Source organism: Sodalis endosymbiont of Henestaris halophilus (assembly GCF_900161835.1).
Lineage (GTDB): Bacteria > Pseudomonadota > Gammaproteobacteria > Enterobacterales > Enterobacteriaceae.
Genome location: NZ_LT897836.1, coordinates 1,352,509 through 1,374,030, shown reverse-complemented (window position 1 = coordinate 1,374,030; position 21,522 = coordinate 1,352,509). Strand labels below are relative to the sequence as shown.

Annotated in this window: 4 protein-coding genes and 1 other RNA gene; 2 read left to right on the top strand and 3 right to left on the bottom strand. The window is 34.4% G+C overall.

Features of this window, described 5'->3' with window-relative positions; translation table 11 throughout:
- Positions 1-5,455: 5,455 nt before the first annotated feature.
- Both dolP and HBA_RS02895 read right to left on the bottom strand, forming a co-directional pair.
- Positions 5,456-6,031: a division/outer membrane stress-associated lipid-binding lipoprotein gene (gene dolP, locus HBA_RS02900; protein ID WP_097032510.1), complete on the bottom strand. Its 576-nt coding sequence runs from the start codon at positions 6,029-6,031 to the stop codon at positions 5,456-5,458.
- The gene (locus HBA_RS02895) at positions 6,028-6,630 is read right to left on the bottom strand and encodes an SIS domain-containing protein (RefSeq protein WP_097032509.1); all 603 of its coding nucleotides are present in this window, start codon (positions 6,628-6,630) and stop codon (positions 6,028-6,030) included. Before HBA_RS02895 ends, dolP begins: the two co-directional genes overlap by 4 nt.
- A 965-nt stretch (positions 6,631-7,595) precedes the next feature.
- Here HBA_RS02895 and rsmI point away from each other — a divergent pair.
- Together rsmI and rnpB are read left to right on the top strand one after the other, a co-directional pair.
- Positions 7,596-8,462: a 16S rRNA (cytidine(1402)-2'-O)-methyltransferase gene (rsmI, locus tag HBA_RS02890; RefSeq protein WP_097032508.1), complete on the top strand. Its 867-nt coding sequence runs from the start codon at positions 7,596-7,598 to the stop codon at positions 8,460-8,462.
- Positions 8,463-8,538: 76 nt separating this feature from the next.
- An RNA gene (gene rnpB / locus HBA_RS02885) (RNase P RNA component class A) lies at positions 8,539-8,921 on the top strand.
- 4,806 nt (positions 8,922-13,727) lie between these two features.
- Here rnpB and HBA_RS02880 read toward each other — a convergent pair.
- The gene (locus HBA_RS02880; RefSeq protein ID WP_097032507.1) at positions 13,728-14,411 is read right to left on the bottom strand and encodes a DedA family protein; all 684 of its coding nucleotides are present in this window, start codon (positions 14,409-14,411) and stop codon (positions 13,728-13,730) included.
- Between the last annotated feature and the right edge of the window lie 7,111 nt (positions 14,412-21,522).

Here is a 21,522-nt window from a genome sequence, read left to right as displayed (position 1 = left end):
GGAAAGTACGGGTTTTGGCTTGCAAAATAAAAAGCGTCCTGGAGTTGACGTGGACTGCTTATGTTTCTGGTGTGTGCGTGGATGTAAGCATGTATACGATTAAATAATCTATGAGGCCTTGTATCATTTAGGCCCTTTAGCAAAGATAGTGATCACCAGATCGTCATTATCTTATCTTTTAAAATTCGATGCTACAATAGGCTATCTAGCTAACTTTGTGAGAACAAAAGACAAAGGCGATTGTTACTAGATCTATATCCGACTTCAGAATATATCTACATTTAGTTAAGATTTCTGCTAATCAGCACCAGAATATTTACTTATTTGACAGTTCTAATAATTTTGCTACTTTTTGGTTTTTAGATTATTTTAATGAGTTATATCGTTAACTTAGCATTTAATATTATCGATTGTAGCCGTGCCGAATTTATTGCTTAGCATGACAAATACTCACTTACATATTTTGTGTGCATTCAGTTTTTTTAATAAAAATATTGTTTGTATATTTAAACAATTTAAGAATATAAAGATGTAATAAATATTTTATTTATACTAATAAGGGATCAACGCAAAAATAACGGTTCTCCTAATCTTTTAGATCGATATTCTTAGAATCGCTTATAGATTTCTGTGAATTTAATTTACACACCTGATCACGTTGTTTTTATGGTAATATGTCATACCGAAAAGTCACCATACGCTGAAGCATTAGTTATCTCGTTGCCATAACGTTGAGCGTGAAGATGTAAATAGGTCATAATCTACTTGAATATTAATAATAATTCTCCTTCAAAGATATGCATGCATTAAAGGTTTAATATTTTGAATATTGCAGTAAAATATTTTGCTTGAATTGCAGTAATTATATAATTTCTCGTGTTCATCGGACGTGGTTGACCAAATCAGCTGACGAGCACACAATGATTATTGCTTTTACTCAACCGCCTATTGCAAGGTGCTTTTAAGGATAGAATTATCAGAATAACATTCTGAGCCGTGTCTTTATTTCAATAGCCTGTCTTGATCGAGACACTTAGGTTTTAGTTAATCTCACTTTGGCAGATTGAGTAGATCTATATGAAAATTGCTACAGCATTTGTGTTAAATATAGCTAGTTGCATTCTGGTCGAAGTACATATTGGCTAGATTGAGCAATGCAGCACAATCAGTCCGATTCAAAAATTTTCTATTTATGGCACTAATCTTTAATCAAACTCTATATTTAACCATGAATTTGTACGAACCCTTATAAATGTTACTTAAATAAGTATGTATCACTATGCGATAATCTTTTGTGCTAGTATATTTATTTACTATTAACCCAGAGGGCGCCTGACTTTTTATAAAACTAGGAATAAATATATAACAGTTATGCTGAACAGCAACATTACTGCAAATGTTGTTTATCACTAGATATTGTAGTTTCTATAGTGTTATTGTCATAACATAGCAGTATTTCACTATGCTTTATGGTAAAAAATGTTCGTTGCTATTAACATGGGTAATAGCAGGAAATATCGGCGAGATAAGAGCTTTCTGCTAACACTAGATTATATCATATAATTTAACGTAAAACTATATATTGTCGCCTGTTTGCATCAGGCTCAACTGTATCTTTTGTAAAAGTGCTGTCAATATCTAAAATATATAGTTAGATTGTTAATGCGGTCGGTAGGGCTCTCTTCTCTAAAGTAGAGAGAAGAGGGTAAATGTTGTAATACAGTAAGATGAATAATTTAAACACCAGACAGGAAAATTGTTTGTTTAATTAATTTAAAAGTCCATTTTGTGAATGATAGATGCTTCCAGCGACATTAAATATAATTAGCTAACAGCAATTTTGTAGATGTATTTAGTTACTTTAGCAAACTTCTGTTAAAAGAACGAAGTCATATATAATTTATAGTTAAACTACTTTTAGTGGTTTCTTAGCAAATCATTATCTAGGGAGTAAAATTCTACCTGATTGTAAGGTAGATCAAAAAGTATTAAGTCTCCTCTTGTTACGCTATTATGATCTTTCCTTGTTAAAAAGCAACTATAAGATAGTGATTAATTTCTATCGCGTAAAAAAAACGCAACTACTAGTTGTTTATATACGCAAAGTGTTACGGTGTGTTGCTGTAGTCTTATTTACCAACTTAATAAGACTAATAACTCATATATCGATTGCGGAGCAGTGGGTAATCAGCGTTTATCGGTAGTAACATCGTAGCGCATTAGGCACAGACCGTTGCGATGCAAGTTACAAGTAAGGAGATAATATAGTCTATATTTAACATAATTAGGCCTGATAGTCTTTTAACTGGCTATATTTGCATACAATTAAAGTTTAAAAAGGTGCTCAGTTTTGAATCCAAGATCGGGATTATTCGGCCAGGACGAAAGTACTTATTTGCGCCGATTTACTTTTTCTAGTTCAAGAACGTCATGATAACGACATCATTTTTACTTTTGAGGGGGGGGGAGATTGTAGATACCATGTGGTTAATGACCCTATATCATTGTGGTGCATAATAGTGAAGTGTTGCAATTTATCAGTATATTTTAGAGTGTGGGGTGCCTTAGTAAAAAGATATTTTCGCAATGACTGTTTTCTCCTAATGTTACTATTTTAGGGTTATTCTGTATTTTCTTAAATTATAAGACCGGAAAAATTTTATAAAGAATAATATGTTTATTATCAACTGTTAAAAAACAGCACAACCGTTTAAAAACATCTATATTAAGGGTATAGATCTGAGCTATACCTTTAACTTTTAATGGTCTTATCACAATAAATAGGCTGAGGCGTTACAAAGTTCTCCTAGATAAGCATTGCGCTTAATTTTATTAAGTTGCTAATGTATGTAGAAAACTTCTCTAGTATTGTTAATACGGCTAAAGCAATTAAAGTTAGTAATATCGTTAGCTGCATCAGCTATTGCGCTGTACTGTCAACGACGATATTAACTGCTTATGGCAAATCTTGTGGAATCTAATCGTAAAGGCAGTGAATCTTACTTGACACTTCGAGATCTTGAACCACATATAGTATAAATTTTCTGTGACTAATAATACGTTAATATCAGCTAACTACACTGCCCACCAAAGAACAAGAGAAAAATTTCTATATAATTTTAAGTGAAAAGGCAACATGGTGAAAAGCTGGTTAGCAGTATCAGGAGACTGTCAATAGTTACACGACTAGTTTATACAAACTATGTTTGGCGACATTACCGTTAAAAGCGATCCTGGCCAAGGGCCTTGCTTTATCCTATTTTTATTGCGCCGTTGAAGTTGTGCAGGTATGAAAGTAACCTTAGTATGCAAAAGAAATGTCACTTGCGGCACTAAAGTTTTTCCTAGTAAAAAGCATATGTTACTTAACTTTTTTAGCGTCCTTTCGTACTAAGAAGGTTTTTGTAGGACAAAAACAATAGCACTGTGCGGCCGAAATATAGGATGTGCTATGAAATCAATCCTCTAAAATTTACGATACTTATTCAATTGATACAGACGTTTTAAGAACATACCGATAGCGATTCCTGTCATGCGCCGGTAGATGCTAGGTTGCGGCGAATAAAAATTGATAATTAATTTAGCATAACTATGCTGAAAAAGCATACGGAGTAAGTAAGGAATGATAAATTAATTAAAGTCTAGTGATATTTTAAAAATGATGTCTGGCTACCTGGCGATCCTGTATTCCAACATGGCTACTAGCGCTCGGTCATACATCTTTAAAGAGAGATAAAATAAAGGGTGTAGAGAATTATTGTAGACTTGCACACCGTTTGTATTAATGTGCTTAGTATATTTTAGCGCTCTGAGCTGTCGGAGCAGTGGGAGCAAGTCTAGAAGTAGATCTAGAAAGGTAAAGCACAAATATTGCCATAATGTATAAATGTTACATGATTTAGGTTGAGTAGATATAAAATTACTACTATTTATTATTTATGTCGGGTGGTGTACATAATATCTGTATTTTTTATCTAGATTGCTTAGCAAAGCAAAATAGGGCAATGGCAAATAATAGATTAATATTTAACATTTATTAATATTTAAGATATGACAAATTATATTAATTAAAGTAACAATCTTACCTACTAAAATAAAAAAAATGTAGCCAGTGATACAGATCAATTTCGTTGTTGAGTGATTACATCGTCAATAAAGACAGTAAATTTATGAAGTGGTGCTTACGCTGTTGATTATTGATCGCTTCAAACCGGTTAGACTTATTTGCGTTCGATAAACTAAAGTTTGCATGTGATAGATAATTTATCGGTAAAGCCGATATTATTAAAGAAGCAATTTGCTCTGGTGGAAGCAGCTGTTTTGACAACTTGTTCGTTTGATGAAGGTTTTGCCTCAAAGGAATAACTTTTATATTTTATTTAACTTTCATATTCACTTTAACTTTCTCGCTTAGGTTATTACCTATAATACTCACAGTCCGTTTAATGTTAAACTTAGATACAGATCTTTATGTAACTAATATATATAAAAATACTAGCGCAAATGTTATTCATCTAGTATATGAATAACATTTATATATAAATATAACAGTATGATTACGCCGTTGGTTGATATGCAACAGACCTTTATTGCTGAGGCAATTAAAGATATCAATAAACTGGTGGTTCGTTGTTTAAATTTATCCCATGAAAAGTTTATGGGATGTAGTAAATCTTTGCTGTGATATATTTTGTTCTAGTTGTTTATCAGGCTTTAGTAAGCGCTATGGTTGCTGACGATAATGTTGGTTAATATTTTAGTTTTTGATATCGTGAATCACATCGCCGTGATTGTAGCATAATCAATAGATCTCTTACTAAGAGGCAAGTTTCATTATATCACTCAGCTTTGCCAAGTGCTAATTAAGGCGATCGTGCCATTGATAAGGTGTGTAGTGAGAGCTATAGCCAACCAGAAAATTCACTTCCCTATTAGGGGAAGATCTATATCATTTCCACCTTATATCCATAGACTGCTTAGTCACAAATGTGTGTATCGCATAATGCAAGTAAATAAATATATTTTAATGCAATAACCCCTATTGCACAGCATAAGACGAAGAATATGCAGTTTGTGGTATAGAGAACTATTAGCGTATTGCGTAACGGCTTAAGATGACTAGATATTCATGCATCCAGACCCACAAGCGGCGTGTTCTTATAGTACAATAACATATTGTATAATATAGTGAAAGTTTATTAGATATCGAATTAGTAGTGCAGCAATTTTTTCTAAATTAGCTGATTGACAGACCGGAAAAAGCGGCACGTTGGTAGACGAAGGTTGTTATACTTAACACGCTGAGTTTAAATGCTAATGCCCTTAGTACATACTATACCTGTTAATGACCACGCATGTATGCTACACTAGATGTAGGATAGGAAGAAGCCTACTTATCTAGTAGTAAGGCAGATTTAATTAAGGGTTTGTGATATAAGAAAGCTTAAACCGCGATTTATTGCAAATAAGTAAAGGCAGTAATAACTCGTTTCACGCCGTTTACTTTACTGGCAACTTCGGCTGCAGCTTTGCCTTCGGCAGTATTCACCATTCCCAGCAAGAAAACTTCGCCATTCTCTGTGGTAACTTTTACATTGGAAGATTTAACCTTGGCGTTGGCCAGTAGTTGTGAACGGGTTTTAGCGGTGATCCAAATGTCCATGGACGTACGTCTTAGTGACACTAACTGCCCCTGGCGTATCTCATTATATACCTCAGTGGCACCGTTGACAAGCATCGCAATCTGCTTGGCGCGTTCAGCAAGCTCATGAGTCGGTGCCTGTCCTGTCAGCAGAATTTTTCCCTGGTATACAGTATTGACAATATGCGCTTCTTTCTTAAGTTGCTGATCTTTAGCTAGAGCATTGGAAACTCTGGCTTCAAGCGCACAATCATCAACTTGGGTTCCTATAGTACGGGGATCAGTTGCGGTTTTAGTGGCGACCGCAGCAGTACCAACTATTACAGCGCCTACACATCCTTGTAGTATCATAGCTACACACAGTAGTATTAATGATTTATGAACCTTCATTTAGGATCCTTAATCATTTGGGTGGGGAAAAGATTATTATCTATCAAATCACATAAACAGTTCATTATGAGCATATGCATCTCTTTAATTCGCGCGCTGCACTGGGAAGGTATGCGGATTTCAACGTCTTGTTTCCCTAGTAAGCTAGCTACTTCTCCTCCGTCATGTCCCGTCAAGGCGATAATTTTCATACTCCTGGTAACGGACGTCTTCACGGCTTTCACGATGTTACGACTGTTACCACGGGTGGAAATTGCCATTAAAATATCGCCGCCTTGCCCGAGAGCGCTCACTTGTTTAGCGTAAATTTGGTCATGATGTTGCTCATTGAAGATAGATGTCAAGACTACAGGATCGGCATTTAACGCCATGGCTGGCAAGCTTGGGCGCTCGGCTTCAAAACGATTTAACATGCAGGCGACAAAGTGTTGAGCGTTAGCAGCGGATGTGCCATTGCCGCAACATAAGATTTTTTTATCATTAAGCAGCGCTAGCGACAGCACGTTTGCGGCAAGAACAATGACATCAGGCAGTATTTCAGCTGCCGCAATCTGGGTTTGGATACTTTCGGTAAAACAGTTTTTTATTCTTTTTAACACGTTTATAACCTGATAATTAAAAATGAATTAGTGTTATTAAGGTGGGTGTAAAGGCATTTTTAGCCATGTTACTCAACTATTCGTTAATAGCGATAATGTTAAAACGACAAGCACATGTATCAAAACTGGCGCGTTGTCAGTCAAACCTGTGTAGCCGCTAAAAACGGCGCTGCTTAGTTTAATGGAAAGTATATTTCGGTAGTAGTTTTATAGGAGTTGCTGCAGCTGTAGTAGATTTTAAAGATCACTCCTCTGCAAACGGTCTTTCATGATTAAGGCAATCATGCCTGCCGTGAATATACATATTGACGTTTTTAATAGCACTGATCGTTCCCAGATTTATGCTGCGCGCTAGTATTTAATCTATGACCACGTCTTGTAGATTACTTAAATTCACTGGGGCGATAAAAGTGCATTCGTTTTGCCCGCACCCTGTAAGCCATAAAATAGCACATTTCTTTAAAGTGATTAGGCTATGCTTCTAGGTGTTTATGCTCATAGCGTACCAAAAGTCATACCACTGCAGAGAAATACCGCGGAAATAAGACTCTCTTACTCTGCTGATGTTAATGCTAGGTTGTTGCTCGTCAGCAGCGAAATATAGTTTCATTCTAACTACTTCGATTCCTAAACTAGAATATTGTGAATAGCATCAGCTTCATTGACTGTACTAACTTGATATACGGCGTAAGCCCTTGCGTTAGTTTTTGATCAATCAGTGAGAGAATGATCGGTAATCAATATTAATTTTGGTATTATTACATTTACTACTTTAAATAATAGTATGGCTTAATAGATGTGCTGCCATTCATTCCTGACACTAAGGCGGGCATGTAAGCAAGCGATAATTATCAATTAATGCAAGCACGTTAGGAAGTAGTCCTTTTTACATAAGAAAGCATACTGTTATTTAGTAATATTTTTTCTAAAAAGCTAAATACTAAATTAGCAATCCGGATAACACAATGAATCAACACCCCAAAATGGATATTTACGCATCAACTTTATATGTGGTACCCACGCCGATTGGCAATCTACAAGATATAACTTGGCGCGCGCTGTCTATCTTGCAGGGCGTTGATCTTATTGCTGCTGAGGATACCCGTCATACCGGTCTATTATTAAAATATTTTTCCATAAATGCGCGTTTATTTGCGTTATACGATTATAATGAACAGCAAAAAACAAGCATTTTATTAAAAAAGATGAAAGATGGACAGAGTATAGCGCTGGTCTGTGATGCCGGAACTCCTCTGATCAACGATCCGGGATATCATTTAGTGCGTTGTTGCCATGCTACCGGTATTCGAGTGGTTCCGTTGCCAGGCGCTTGCGCGGCCATTACCGCTCTTTCGGCTGCTGGATTACCCTCTGATCGTTTTTGTTATGAAGGATTTCTGCCTTCGAAACGAAAAGCACGTCTTAATTCTTTGCAAGCGCTAGCACATGAGCCGCGCACCTTGATTTTCTATGAGTCCCCCCACCGACTTTTGGAAAGTATAAAGGATATGGTTATCGTCTGGGGGCCGATGCGTTACGTGGTACTAGCGCGTGAGCTGACTAAAACCTGGGAAACCATTTATGGAGCTCCCATCGAGAAAATTTTTGCCTGGATACAGGGAGACGATATGCGACGCCGTGGCGAAATAGTACTCATCGTGGAAGGTTATTGTGAACAAGGCGATAAGCTTCCATCTCAGGTGCTGCGCACATTGTCGTTATTACTGAACGAATTACCCTTGAAAAAGGCAGCGGTTTTGGCTGCTCAGATCTATGGCCTGAAAAAAAATACGTTATACCGTTACGCGCTTAATCGGCAGCAAAAAATTTAATGCGATACTGCAAATTAATCATTAAATAACATATTGCAGGTGACAAGCTTCCAGACATTGCTTTACACTGCATAATGGAGTTGACCAAACAGTCGTCGCTTTTATGGTGTTCTTGCAGAAACAAGCACAGTAAGAGAGGAGGAAAGTCCGGGCTCCATAGGGCAAGGGTGCCAGGTAACACCTGGGGGATGCAAATCCACGACAAGTGCAACAGAAAGCAAACCGCCGATGGCTCGCATAATGCGGAATCAGGTAAGGGTGAAAGGGTGCGGTAAGAGCGCACCGCGCAGCTGGTAACAGTTCGCGGCACGGTAAACTCCACCTGGAGCAAGGCTAAATAGGGGTTCACATGGTGCGGCCCGTACTGAACCTGGGTAAGCTGCTTGAGTCAGCTCGCGAGAGCTGACCTAGATGAATGACTGTTCAAGACAGAACCCGGCTTAACGGTTAACTCCAATCTTGTATTAATTACGGTCTCTAATTATATTAAGATTTTACAGTTATCAGCCAGTGGTTAAATTTCTTACCGATCGGTAAGAAAGAAATAAATTAATAGCGCGCCACAATAGTGCGCTTGTTGCAACGCAAGCTGTTTGTTTAGTAATCATAGTCAAAACGCGGGGTGTTGTAGGAAAGATGTTGAAATACGTTCGTTAGCCAGCTAATTTTACTTGACCACAGATTGATTATAGATAATCGCAACGACCGTTGTGTGACACTTTCGGAATTTCACCCAGCGCAAGCGTTTTATATCCTAATGCACACGAACATTTGCTGACGCATATGCAAACTATAGTCTATACGCGCGGTAGCCAAAATATTTGAACAGTTATGGGTTTTCTCGCTGTAGTTTAGAATTCAATTATAAGTTGCATGTTGTTCAGCGTTAGCGCGCTTATATTATTTGTATATCTTAATGTGTCCCCGTGGCTGGTTGATTTTTAACATCAATGTGTTGCCGTCATCATCTTGTACGGCATGACCGCTGGTATCTTGTTAGTTAGCTATGCTTCGTAAGACGATATTTTATATATCTATAGAAAATAAATGCGTTAACTAAAAGTCCCGCGTCTACCTACGCCTACACTTCTTGTAGCGGTTATTATAGCAAAGCTTAATGCAAAGATTTTATATTTAACAGTTACCTAGACATAACATGCTTGCAAACAACGTAATTTTTGGTTGTATTTTGTTTTATAAAAAAACCGAGTATCCTCCTTTAGGAGGGGTAAATAAAATGTAAGTTGGTTAAACAAGCAACTTGTTAGCAATTTACTATTAACGTTATATTTTGAAATCCCAAATAAAAATCTATGTTAAAAGACATAGCGTTGACGCAGAGATTTATGTGAGTAATAAATATATTTGATGGGCGCGCAGCTTTGTTGCTCGGTAAAAAAACTAGGACTAGTTACTTAGGCGTTTAGCTATATATTATATAGGAATTAAATAAAGAGTTATTAGATGTATGGTCGTGTTTGTTAACTTGCTGCAGAACCGCAAGTTATTTTACCAATGTTTGTTATATGTATTGCGCTAAAGCGCAGGAGAGTTTTGCTAAAAATAATAGATAAGCTTATCTAATTATACATAGACCTAATGTTAAAGGGGTTGTGGTGCTTAATCACTTTGCTAACCAAAGTTCTAGTTCCCGCCAAAAATGTTTCTTTGATAGATAAGATAGCGCGTAACCCTGATCCCTTTAGTTTGTATTATTAATACATTGTTCTCTTAGTGCCTGAAAACGGTTAAAATAAGGTTAGGATGAGATCGTAATCGCGCCAGATTGAATTGCTGCACGTCGTCGGAAATAAATAGACGTAAACTTTACCGCTTGCTGAATGGCTGAGTATTTGGTCCCGATCGATCGGTGTATCAAAAAAACCGCAGTTAGTTTTTGAAGTCAGCAGTGTTAATACACTACCAGTAATATCATTTGAGATCGGTAGTTGTTGACGGAGTACTGTTTCTAGATAAGACTTTGAGCAGGATATCAGATAAATATAAGAGGTTGTTTGCTGGGCTAGGGTAGAAACAATGTACTATAAACCTACCTTGAGTGATAGACGCAATTATTGACGACATCCGGTGATCAATGGTCATATGACCAAGCGGTGGAGGGAATAGCTGTGTACCGCCGCGAGGTGTACTAATACCTAGTTGTTCGGCTTTACAAAAATAATGTTGTGTGTATTTAGAGTTTAATGACTGCAAAATAATGGTATAAAATATAGGCAACATGTGCCTTTTAAACAATGTTTAGTAGCTAATAAATATCGTACAAGCGGTTTACAAGCTCAAAGTAATTTGCTCAGGTCTTAACTATCGCATTTTCAGAGGGTATCCTTATAGTAGTTAATTCGTTTTGTTAGACGCAAGTACCTAACAGATAGCGCATGCGGTTGAAAGATCTATTGCAAGATTATTAAATGCGTGACAACCTTTACCGATTTTACCTTAACTCGCTAAAGGAGTGAAACTATATTTCATAAAGATTATTATTTATTTTCTAGTATATTCCTGCCATTAATCATCATTAATGACAGTGCTTAAGATTAAAAGATCTTAGTCGTTAGATTCAAGAAAATATTTAACAGTAAAGTAAGAAATTAGATCCACGCATTGCTACTATTTATTATTATATTTATAAGTGCTAACATTATCTTTACTCAATCTGCCATGAGATGTTAACATGAACATTATTGGCATCAATACACTTATCATCAAAATATAGTATCATGATTATTTCTTAAATTATTTACTACTATTTTGTTTTAAATAGATAATATCTGGCGATGCGCTTTTTAGCTAGTAATCTAGCAAGTTATTTAACTGAAGTTATTATAGTCAAAAAGGCTATAAGAGATGTAAACCATTAAAAGTTTGTCTGCAGCGATTGCAAAATCTTTTATTAGTTGTAACTAAGAATACTAGTAACATAAATAAATTATCTATAATTAATAATTAGTTACCAAAGTTATATTGGCCACGCATCAAATTTTATATTTTCCTCTATTCAGAGGAGTAGATAATGCACTACATACTGCAGTATGTAGTTATTTTATCTATATAAGAGTAAAATTAATTATAACATTACACGCAACTTGGAAATGTACAATAAAAGTATAAATGGTTTTTGCTTGACACGACCGTGTTCGTTAATGTCAGTCATAAAGCTGATTGCTAGTTGACAAAATAACTGTTTTCTTTTGAAAAAACTATCAAGGAATCAGGGTAAAGATTATTTTATTTTCCTAAATAGTGTTTAGCCTATGTTTGATTACTAAAGTAATCATCTAGTTGTCCGGATCGAGTATATTCTTCGTTTATAGGATAATTATAATGTAATGTTTTATTCTAGCCAGGATTATACGCTCGCGTTCATAATAGGTTCTTTAACCTTTAATAAGCTGAAAATTTTACGTTAATCGCTAGTATACTCCGAAGAGTTTGTTACGTCATGTCCCCTTTCAGGGTTATTTCAAATTGAAGCATACGCACTTTATGGATTTTAGTAACACTCGAAAGAAATTAGTGCCGTATTCATTACGGTTGGTCGTTTCTTGTCAGGAAATTGCTTAAGTCTTTTAGTTTGCCTTTTATTATGTTAATAAATTAGGAAGTTAGGTGACCTAAAGTTGTCAGAATCTACACTGATAACGGGTTAAAATCAGAATTGTTCGCAGTGATAGTAAGAGTAGCACGTCTGCTAGATTTTACTGCAAACGATTAAGCTAATGTAATCGCTAAATGGTATTAATTCACACCAGGGTAATTGCTTAAAAGTAACAGTAAAATGTAATTTTGTAAGGCGTTGTTGATAGAGAGAATATGTTGTTTTATTTTTATTAATATCTTAATTTAATAGTTGTATTGCCGAAAAATATTGTGTTATCGACATGTAACATGTTGCGTTGACCGACCATACATCCCGTAAGCAACTGATATCGTATTTTACGGCCCCACCATTTACCGTCTCACAAATATGCCTATACCTAGTTTATCCTAGTTCATTAGATAGACTGATATTACGAACATTGTGCATATCGCTAATAGATTAGTGCTTGTGCTATTATTATACAGTGGTTAAAATTTAACGGGTGCATCTATTATTCGCATTCTTTAAGAAGAGGAGTGCAATCGCTGTTGGCCGGTATTGCGGTTCAATAGCCATAATAATTATATCTGATATACTTATCAGATTAAAATTGGTAAACAGGAGCTTAATTCTAGTCATCATAAGCATCTAAATACTATTGAATTTTCTAAGCGTTACTATAAAGTAAGGTCAAGACAAGTTTCTATCGTACCGACGATAATAATCAGATTATAATTATCTCTATAATGTAGAATAATTACTTACCAAGAATCTGGTATTGCGATTAGATCGTGATCATTATTACATTGTGGTAAGTGTATCGAAGATAAAGCCGACTATAGTGCTAATTCGCATGTTATCCAGAGATAATGGGCACTGCTCAGTTCTAGTCAATATCGCAAAGATGATTACTGGCATTTTTTTAGTATGATTTACTTTTTAATACGTTTTTTTAAAGATTGTCTTTTGAATTTTGCAAATAGCTACGCAAGTATTTTTTTAGTTTATTGGCCAGTAATTTGACTGCCGATTGCTGTTTGAATAAATTTATTACACAGGGTGTGTGATATCCTGTGTTCGTTCTATTAACTAATAGAAGTGTTTATAATTTCCAGCACTCAAAATAAGCTTGCTACTTAGTTCATAAAATTGCAAATATGATATATTTATTAGAGTAAATCTGGTTAAAGGCGCGATAGATGGCCGGTTAGTTTCGTCTATTCGCAAGAGGAAATATTGGGCATGTCGACGCAATAAAAATTACTGATTCTCATTTAGACGTTATTTATTGTTAAAGAGATAATGTATCGACTACCCAGTTGCTGTAGCTTATGCTTTTAAGTGTCGTATAGCCCGACACCGGCGGAAAAGTGATTAGATGTACTAATGATTTTGCCAGCAGGCAATTCTAAAATTATTAGATATATAAAAAGTACTATTTTATAGTTTAGTAATATTTTACGTGGATATCTCTATGCTAACGCAGCTTATAGATAAGTAAACACAGTCTAGAAATGAATCATGCTCTCGCGTGATTTAGTAATTTGCAGTGTGTTGTCATTGTGGCATAGTATCGATAATAACGACATTGATGTGGGTAGCATCAATGTTGTCCTGTTACTAGCCACAGAGCGGCAGCATTTTGTCAAGACGATTTAATACTTTCTTCATGATTCTTCATCCGAATTAGTAGAATTTTTAAACCGTTTACGGCGCCAGATGATCACTAGAGAACTAATCAGTCCTATAGTCAATAGCGCCATTGGTAACAGCATCAAGCATAGCATCAATTCCTCTTCGTAAGAGTTAAAAACCGGCGTTGTCCCAATAATTAACCCTGCGAGGGTTAATATAAATACCCACAAAAAAGCGCTGATACAGTTAAAAAAATGAAAACGAGAACTGCTTAACCCGGACAAACCGGCGATTGTTGGTAACAATGTGCGAACAAAAGCAATAAACCGGCTAATAAGCAGAGCCGATAGCCAATGGCGATGAAACATTTGGTACGCTCGTTTATGGTAGTGTGTCGGCAGATGTTCCAGCCAACTCTTCACTACCCGGTTATTTTCTAACCATTTTCCTTGTATATAGCTAATCCAACTGCCCAAACTAGTTGCCGCAGTCAACAGCAATAGAACAAGGGGAAAATTCAGTATCCCTTTTGCAATCAGCACACCAAGCAATATAAGTAAACTATCGCCGGGTAAAAAAGCAGTGGGTAGTAAGCCATTTTCTAAAAAAAGAATGAGAAATACTAGCAAGTAAATGGCCCAAACTAGGTTAGAATTAGAAAGTGTTTCAAAATCCTGTTGCCATAGAGAGTGCAGTAGTTCCTTAAAGGTATCCATTGTATATTCTCAATTATTTACGACATGTAAATTACTATTTGTAACCAAAGTTATAATCAAGAAAAACCGGTGTTTAGGCGTTCTAGTTCATTTAGAACTTTTATTTGCTGCTAACGTTCTATCAAACGGTTTCTTTATTAGTATCGTCAAAATACGTTTTTGTTTCTAAAGCGATATAAAACACCACCTACGAAACAGTTATTAGCTAACCGATTAAAATATAAAAGTATATATAATAAAAGCAACTTGATTGATATAATGAAATATAATCGATTATGCATTTGTAAAAAACTGTGAGGCCAGGATACGATCATCGCTATGCATTTTATACTCACTTTAACACTCGCAATCACGTTTACTAACTTCTAACACGTCTGTTTTGTTACCGCACTCTTACCGACAGCGTGCGCTAGTAACAAGCCTGATTAATGAAAAACAACTTTATTCCTCATTGGGCGTGAAAACAATATAAAACAGTTCCTTGATATGGTAAGAGTATAGGTAATATCTAAGAGATATTTAACGAACTATATAAAAGTAGTGTTAATCGACTAAATAGTTCTGTAGGTTATATCCGGTAAATGAAGGCTATAGCAGCTTATATGGAAATAAATTTGAATAAAAACTAGCAGAAAGATATTTATACCTGTAAATTTTGCATGGTAGGTAATTAATACCGCACTATTGCTTTGCACTTTTGTTTATCCTTTATGCACAGCAATGATTATTTTGCTCTTCTTTTCTTATCACAAAGATTATAGGTTTGGAGCAAACTTGAACTTTTATCTCATCAAAATAATCGGCTATTAATTGTCTTAAATATCTAAAAAAAGTTTAAGTAAAATTTGCTTCATTTTTCTGTTTAGTAAGTTAAAAGTTAATTTCTTAAGCTTATAACTTTCGGCTCAAAGCATTTTTAATACCTGAAAGTATTATTAGTCGGTATTTTAAAAGGTATATTGTTCATCATTATCGACTTTAAGCTGCATTTTAATTTACTGATGATCGTGATGTTAGCGTTCCTTTTAGGATACTTAACTTATAAGCGAATTAGATTTGCATTCACTCACTGTTGATAACAAACGATTGTTACACTTACTATTTGCACAATTGTTATATGTTATTATTAGTTTAGCATTATTGATCATCTAGATTTTAAAGCAACATATCTGGTAATACATATTAACTTAGCTTCGTATCTTTGTTGCGTATTTGTTCACCAAACATATTTATTCGGCCGTTGCTCACTGTGCTAGATAAATAACTTGGTTCTTCGTAAGATTACAAGTCCGTAAATGCGGTGCGCAAAAAAACTGTGGATTTTACCACCATTACAGCACGGCGTAGCATTCTATGCTTACTGCATATTAGTAGATAAATTCGTCATTTGCTGCGTAGCAGATACGTGTATAATCATTAGTTTTATCTAATTGATAAAAGTATTTATGAAGCAAAACGGATATATTTGCGAGTCAATGCTTTTTACCGTGGAGTTATTACATCTCTTTTGAGCTTTCATCATTCATAGCAGTCGCGGATTGTTTGCCTATCGTATTTATTAAGCACTATACTGTGTATAGTGAATCGCTAGCGGATGAAAATTAAAAGTTATGACAATGCTCTGGATGCACATTATTTAATGAAAGGCATAATGTTGGTTGTCACGGCAATAATTAACTTATATAATGATTTTAACTTAAAATATTAACACGGTGCCGAACTTTAAGGCACTTCATGTGAGGTATTTATTTAGCTAATTATTTATTAATAACATTAATAATCTATTAATAATTATTATAGTGTAGTATTCGAAATCGGCAAATTTGGTCGTAGCAAGAAACTCGAGATATCTTTTTAACAGAGAAAGTATTCACTAATCATTTTGGTAATTGTTTATTCATTCTAGCGTTGCTTATTAGCCTAGTAACGTTGTTAATATTTTCGTCTTTAGATAATTAAGTTATAGTATAACTTTGCTAGGTCAAAGTTACAGCAGATACTTATAGTGTATAGAGAGTTTTTCTCTTTTGCTTTTTTTGTACGAGCTAGTAATAGGTATTATTAACGAGATATGTCATTTTATTTATGGAGGACTGCACATTTTCTCATTTATTTTACTCTCTAACGCATTTATAGGTTAACTACAAATACACCCTCCCCAACTAGCTTTTTCTTTGCTAATCTTCTAGTTATCAGCAATCTTCTTTGCGCTGATTATTGTACCCTGATGGGGCTTCATAATGTTTAGGTTCATTGAGTAGTTATCGTTAAAATATAACTGTCAATGCTGGATTTAAAATCGGTATTTGTGTAATTAAATAGCATTGCTTGGTATTTTCAAAAGTTGATGCTATGTAGCCATTTTTGTCTCGTAGTAGGGAAACCTTTGCGGGATTATTGCCTTAGTATTTAGTTGTTGCTTTTGAGCAAATTGTCTACTGTTTAATCATTTATATGTTTGTTAGGCTTGATATAATATGCATAATACATGAACTAGTAAAAATTGATTTCACGATGTACGCTATTTCGCTGTTGCCGGTGATCATCGCCACCTATACGTGAGAATTTTAAGTATCATTGCTGATTTTTCTCTCTGACGCGTGCTTTTCTAAATTTCCATAGCAAAATTATTCCTTGTGTGAACATCAGGGTCTATGTGAACTAATTAATTTTATTTTTATGAGATATGGCGGGTTTGTAGGCATTGTAAATGAATTATAAGGCAGCTTAATTTTCGCTAGCAGATAATAACATCACATACTTCTGTCACTGTTGTTATTTACATTAATTTTTAATAAAAAGAAGATGTTAACATTTATGTACTGCAATTTAATCTGCCACTTCTGGCATGATAATCACTTAAGGTACTATCCGTGCAGCTAACTCATATTCTTGTTGATATGGCTAATTATTAATAGCTTTTGCTATCTAGATATCTACTAGATTAGATATACGTTTTTAGTTTAGTAAATTAGTTGTTATTATTAATTCAAGTATTTTACTAGGTTCTATTTTGTGTTGTATTCACAATACAGAGAATAAGGTAACATGGATGGTTATTAGTCAGCTATAACAAAAATAAGCATTACATGTATAATGCTTGTTTGCTTATTTGCTTATTTGCTTATTTGCTTATTTGCTTATTTAGCTAGATTACTCTACCTAGAGTTTCCGTTCTTTAATTTTCCTAGATCCGAAAATGGAGGGTAGCATTGACTAAGCGGGCATTGATGAATGAATAAAAACGCAAATGCACAGTAAAACCAATTTTAGGCTCGTGCATCTTTGAAAAAAAGAAGAAGCATAACTGCTTATGACATAGCCTGGTTTTGTGAATAATATGAACATCTAGGTAGGCAAAGTATTATTTTGCATGTAAAATACGTAAAATAGGCATTAAGGATTTTGCAAAGCCTTTTGGCTAAGAAAAGTTACCGCACTTTCTCCCACAATTAGCAATTATGCAGGCTTTCTCAAGCACTAATTTTTTGTTGCTATTGAATTAATTTTGAGCTTGATAGCCTTTCACAGCGTAATCACGTTCTTTATCTATCAGTTTTTTTATGTTTTGGTTTTCTGGTAGCACCATATTAATAAATCGTTAACATAGAGCGATGCACTGCGTTAGTAATAACGTTCTATTTCTTAATGGTTAATTATAATTGATTTAGTCATAAGTGATAACTCTATCATAAACTCTTGGTAGAGTATAAGCCAGTGTTAAAGTAACCGATTGCAATAGAACGTTTTGCTGAGCAAAACCCCTTACTAATTTTGCAACTTACAAAACACATGTCTTGTTAATACGATCTCTATAGCGCCCTAGATTTATAATCTGTACCGATAGCTATATATAAAAATACCACTATCTTACCGCATTATTAAGAACGTATAGTTTAACTTATTTCCCAAGATGTTTATGGTGTGACCGCTAATCTTTTTATAAAAAATATAACACATTATAAAATAAGTAACAATAATATAAGAGTGTTTTTTAAAAAGTAATGCGCAGATAAATCCGATAACGTTAATGCTGCAAACGTAATAACATTACGGCATTAGGTAGTGACACACCTGTGTTACGGTGATTAGATCATTGTATATTAGCATGATTTTTTTTGATCTTGCGCATACAAAACTGCTGATATTGCATTGCAATAAAACTAATCAGTCAGTAACTTGATCATTACATATAAAACAAACCACATCAGTTTCTTCCTACTTTAGATATCGTTTTATCAGATGGCCTTAAGAGCTGCTTTTTTATCAATGCGGTTTTAACCTAGTTGTTTAACTGTCAACTTATCTGATTCACTCCCCAATTTTGGTATCTTTTAGGCCTTGCTTTTATCGCCAATAAAAACGTGATTACTGATCAAAACTGTGTTACATGAACTTTGTTATAATAGTAACTATTGACTAATAATTCATAATCACCTGAAAAACACGACCGCATTTTCAGTACAATGAGCGTAAATATTATAATTTTTAATTCATGAAGGAGGGGTACTGCGTACAATAAGGATTAGACTCTAATTAATTAATCACAACTTAATATAATGTTTTTAACATATTAAATTTTAACTAAAAGTGTTTATTTATTAACAAACGCTTTTTTAACACAAGATTTGTGCTAGATAAAATGCCAGCTATTTTGCATCATGAATATGAAAAACACTAGATATTATTACAAATAATGCGCTATATGCGATAGAAATATACTCTAGTTTTTTGTGTCATTGCCTTTTCGTGTGGAATTAAGTTTCGGCGTAACATTTTGTTATAAAATATCATATTACAGAAATATACAGTATATAATCATGAAAATAGTCAGTATTACTAATAATTCAATTGATAACCTGCACTATCGCCATAGTGTAGTTCAAAGACAGTAGCTGCAAAATAAAAGTACTGCGAGTTAGTATTCGGATATATTTTGCAATATAGAAGCCGAAACGTTATAAATTATATAACGAAACGTGAAAGTACTACAAATATTACTATGAACGTATTCAGCACTTTTTGTGAAGAGCTGTAGAAACATCTAGCTCATTTTGCTACCCCGGTCTTTCGGGTATATAATCATAAATAACCATAAGTTATGGGGTATATATCAAAATCGATCAATGTACGTTAGATGATAAACTGATTAGTTTTCTCAATAAAGATATGCTGAATATCAAGAAAACTTGCGCAATTTAAAACATACCAGGGGGAAGGTGTTATTAAGTAAAGGTAGTATGTCCGCGACACGTTTAGATACAACAGTACCACCACTGTGGCTATATTATATAATATAACAACAATAGCAACATATTAAAATACTCGTTCTTGATGTGCTTTTTGAGCCACCGTCGATTAATTTATGACTAAGACCTATTACTCTCTGATAGAGATACAGGCAAAAAATACACAATACCAAAATCATCTTTATGGTGCTTAACACCTTGTAATAACGATAATATCGGTACTATGACTGTCATGTGTCTAAAGCAATAGCATGGCTTGGTACAAGTTATTTGGTTCCATTTGATGACTTAACAATTTAGAATAATGGCATGAAGCATAAAAATAACTTAGTTAAGCAGCCTTGCTTAACATAGCACGTTAACCTATATTAATATCTTTTATCTTACATTCACTTGTCACTAATAATTTAGTGACATTGCATTGTATGCAGGACAAGTCGGTCATGAAGTTTGAGCAGGAAGACGCACTGTATCTAATTGTGCTCTTGCACTACGCTGTGATTTATGAATGTGCTGCAATCAGGTATCTGTATTGCTTGTTTAATTCTATAAATATACGTTTATTGACACTGGTGAACCGTCTTCTTATTAATTTACCCGCAGGTTAATATGCAAACCGCTGCTAAGAATGCACTAATCTATCAAGACGTATTCCTCGGTATCATCGAGGATTTTATTTGTTAGTCATTCAGATCTTTACTGGCTTATCCGGTCATTATGTTGAGGTCAGAACAATTAAAACATCTGCATCATCAATGACATTAACAATCCTGTAAAAATGTAATTCTTCTATTTAAACAGTGCACAAACCGCGTTTTATCGTCGTTGACATATGACTTTGGCCGGTGTTTTTGTTAGATACCGTTAACACAAAGATAAACACCGTACAGTTTAGTGTGTGTTATAAGCACAAACAAATCATCGTCGAACATTATGCTAGTGTTAAACTTGTAAATCCCATACCGCGTATATTTTTTGAACCGACACAGAGTATCGTGGCCTAAATTAACTTATTTAACATCAACTACTGTCTATTGTCTTAACTGTATAATTAATTATCGTACTCGTATTTTGCTATAACTGCTGGCCTGCTATTAATAGCAGGGATAGTAATTGCCAACCAGGAAACTTATGTTTTGGCAACACTGATCGAGTTTTACCGTAGCAACTTCAATAGTGAGCATTAGCCACAGCAAAATTATTAATTAGGTTAAATGTTACTACAATGCTATAAATTGCCTTGATGATCGTCACTACTAAGCTAGTAGAACTTAGTATAAAATTACTAATCGATGTTAAACACTATTCTATAAGCGCTCTTAATAAGATTTTTTGATAAATAAATTGATAGTAACTTACAGTTAATCTTTGTCTTAAACATTTAGCCATCATATTTATGACTATTTTCAAACTTACATTTTATCATTAATGTCAAAAAAATTCATTTTGGTTGATAACATTTTTGTCTCTCTATAGGATTAGCTAACTTAAAAATAATGACTTTAGATCATAACAATGTCATGTTATGACAGCCCGTTTTAGTTTTTTGATAAGTTTATCCTAGCGTTCTTATTTAAGAAGAAAGCACCATCAATTATAATTTATTTATCTGCCACGTCAAAATCGCTATCTATCCGGGATTCATATTTATTTACAGAACGTAAAAGACAATCTCATCGACTTATATTAAGATTAATATCGTATTCTATTTCCCGCGTTGCTACCACAACTATCTGATCTGAAGTAGTTTTGTACATATTTCTCAATATGTCATAACATAGTTTATAATAAACTGTTGACTCTGTTTATTGTCGTCTTTTTAACGGTATCTTTCGTCATGTATAGCGTCTGTTTTTTAAGAA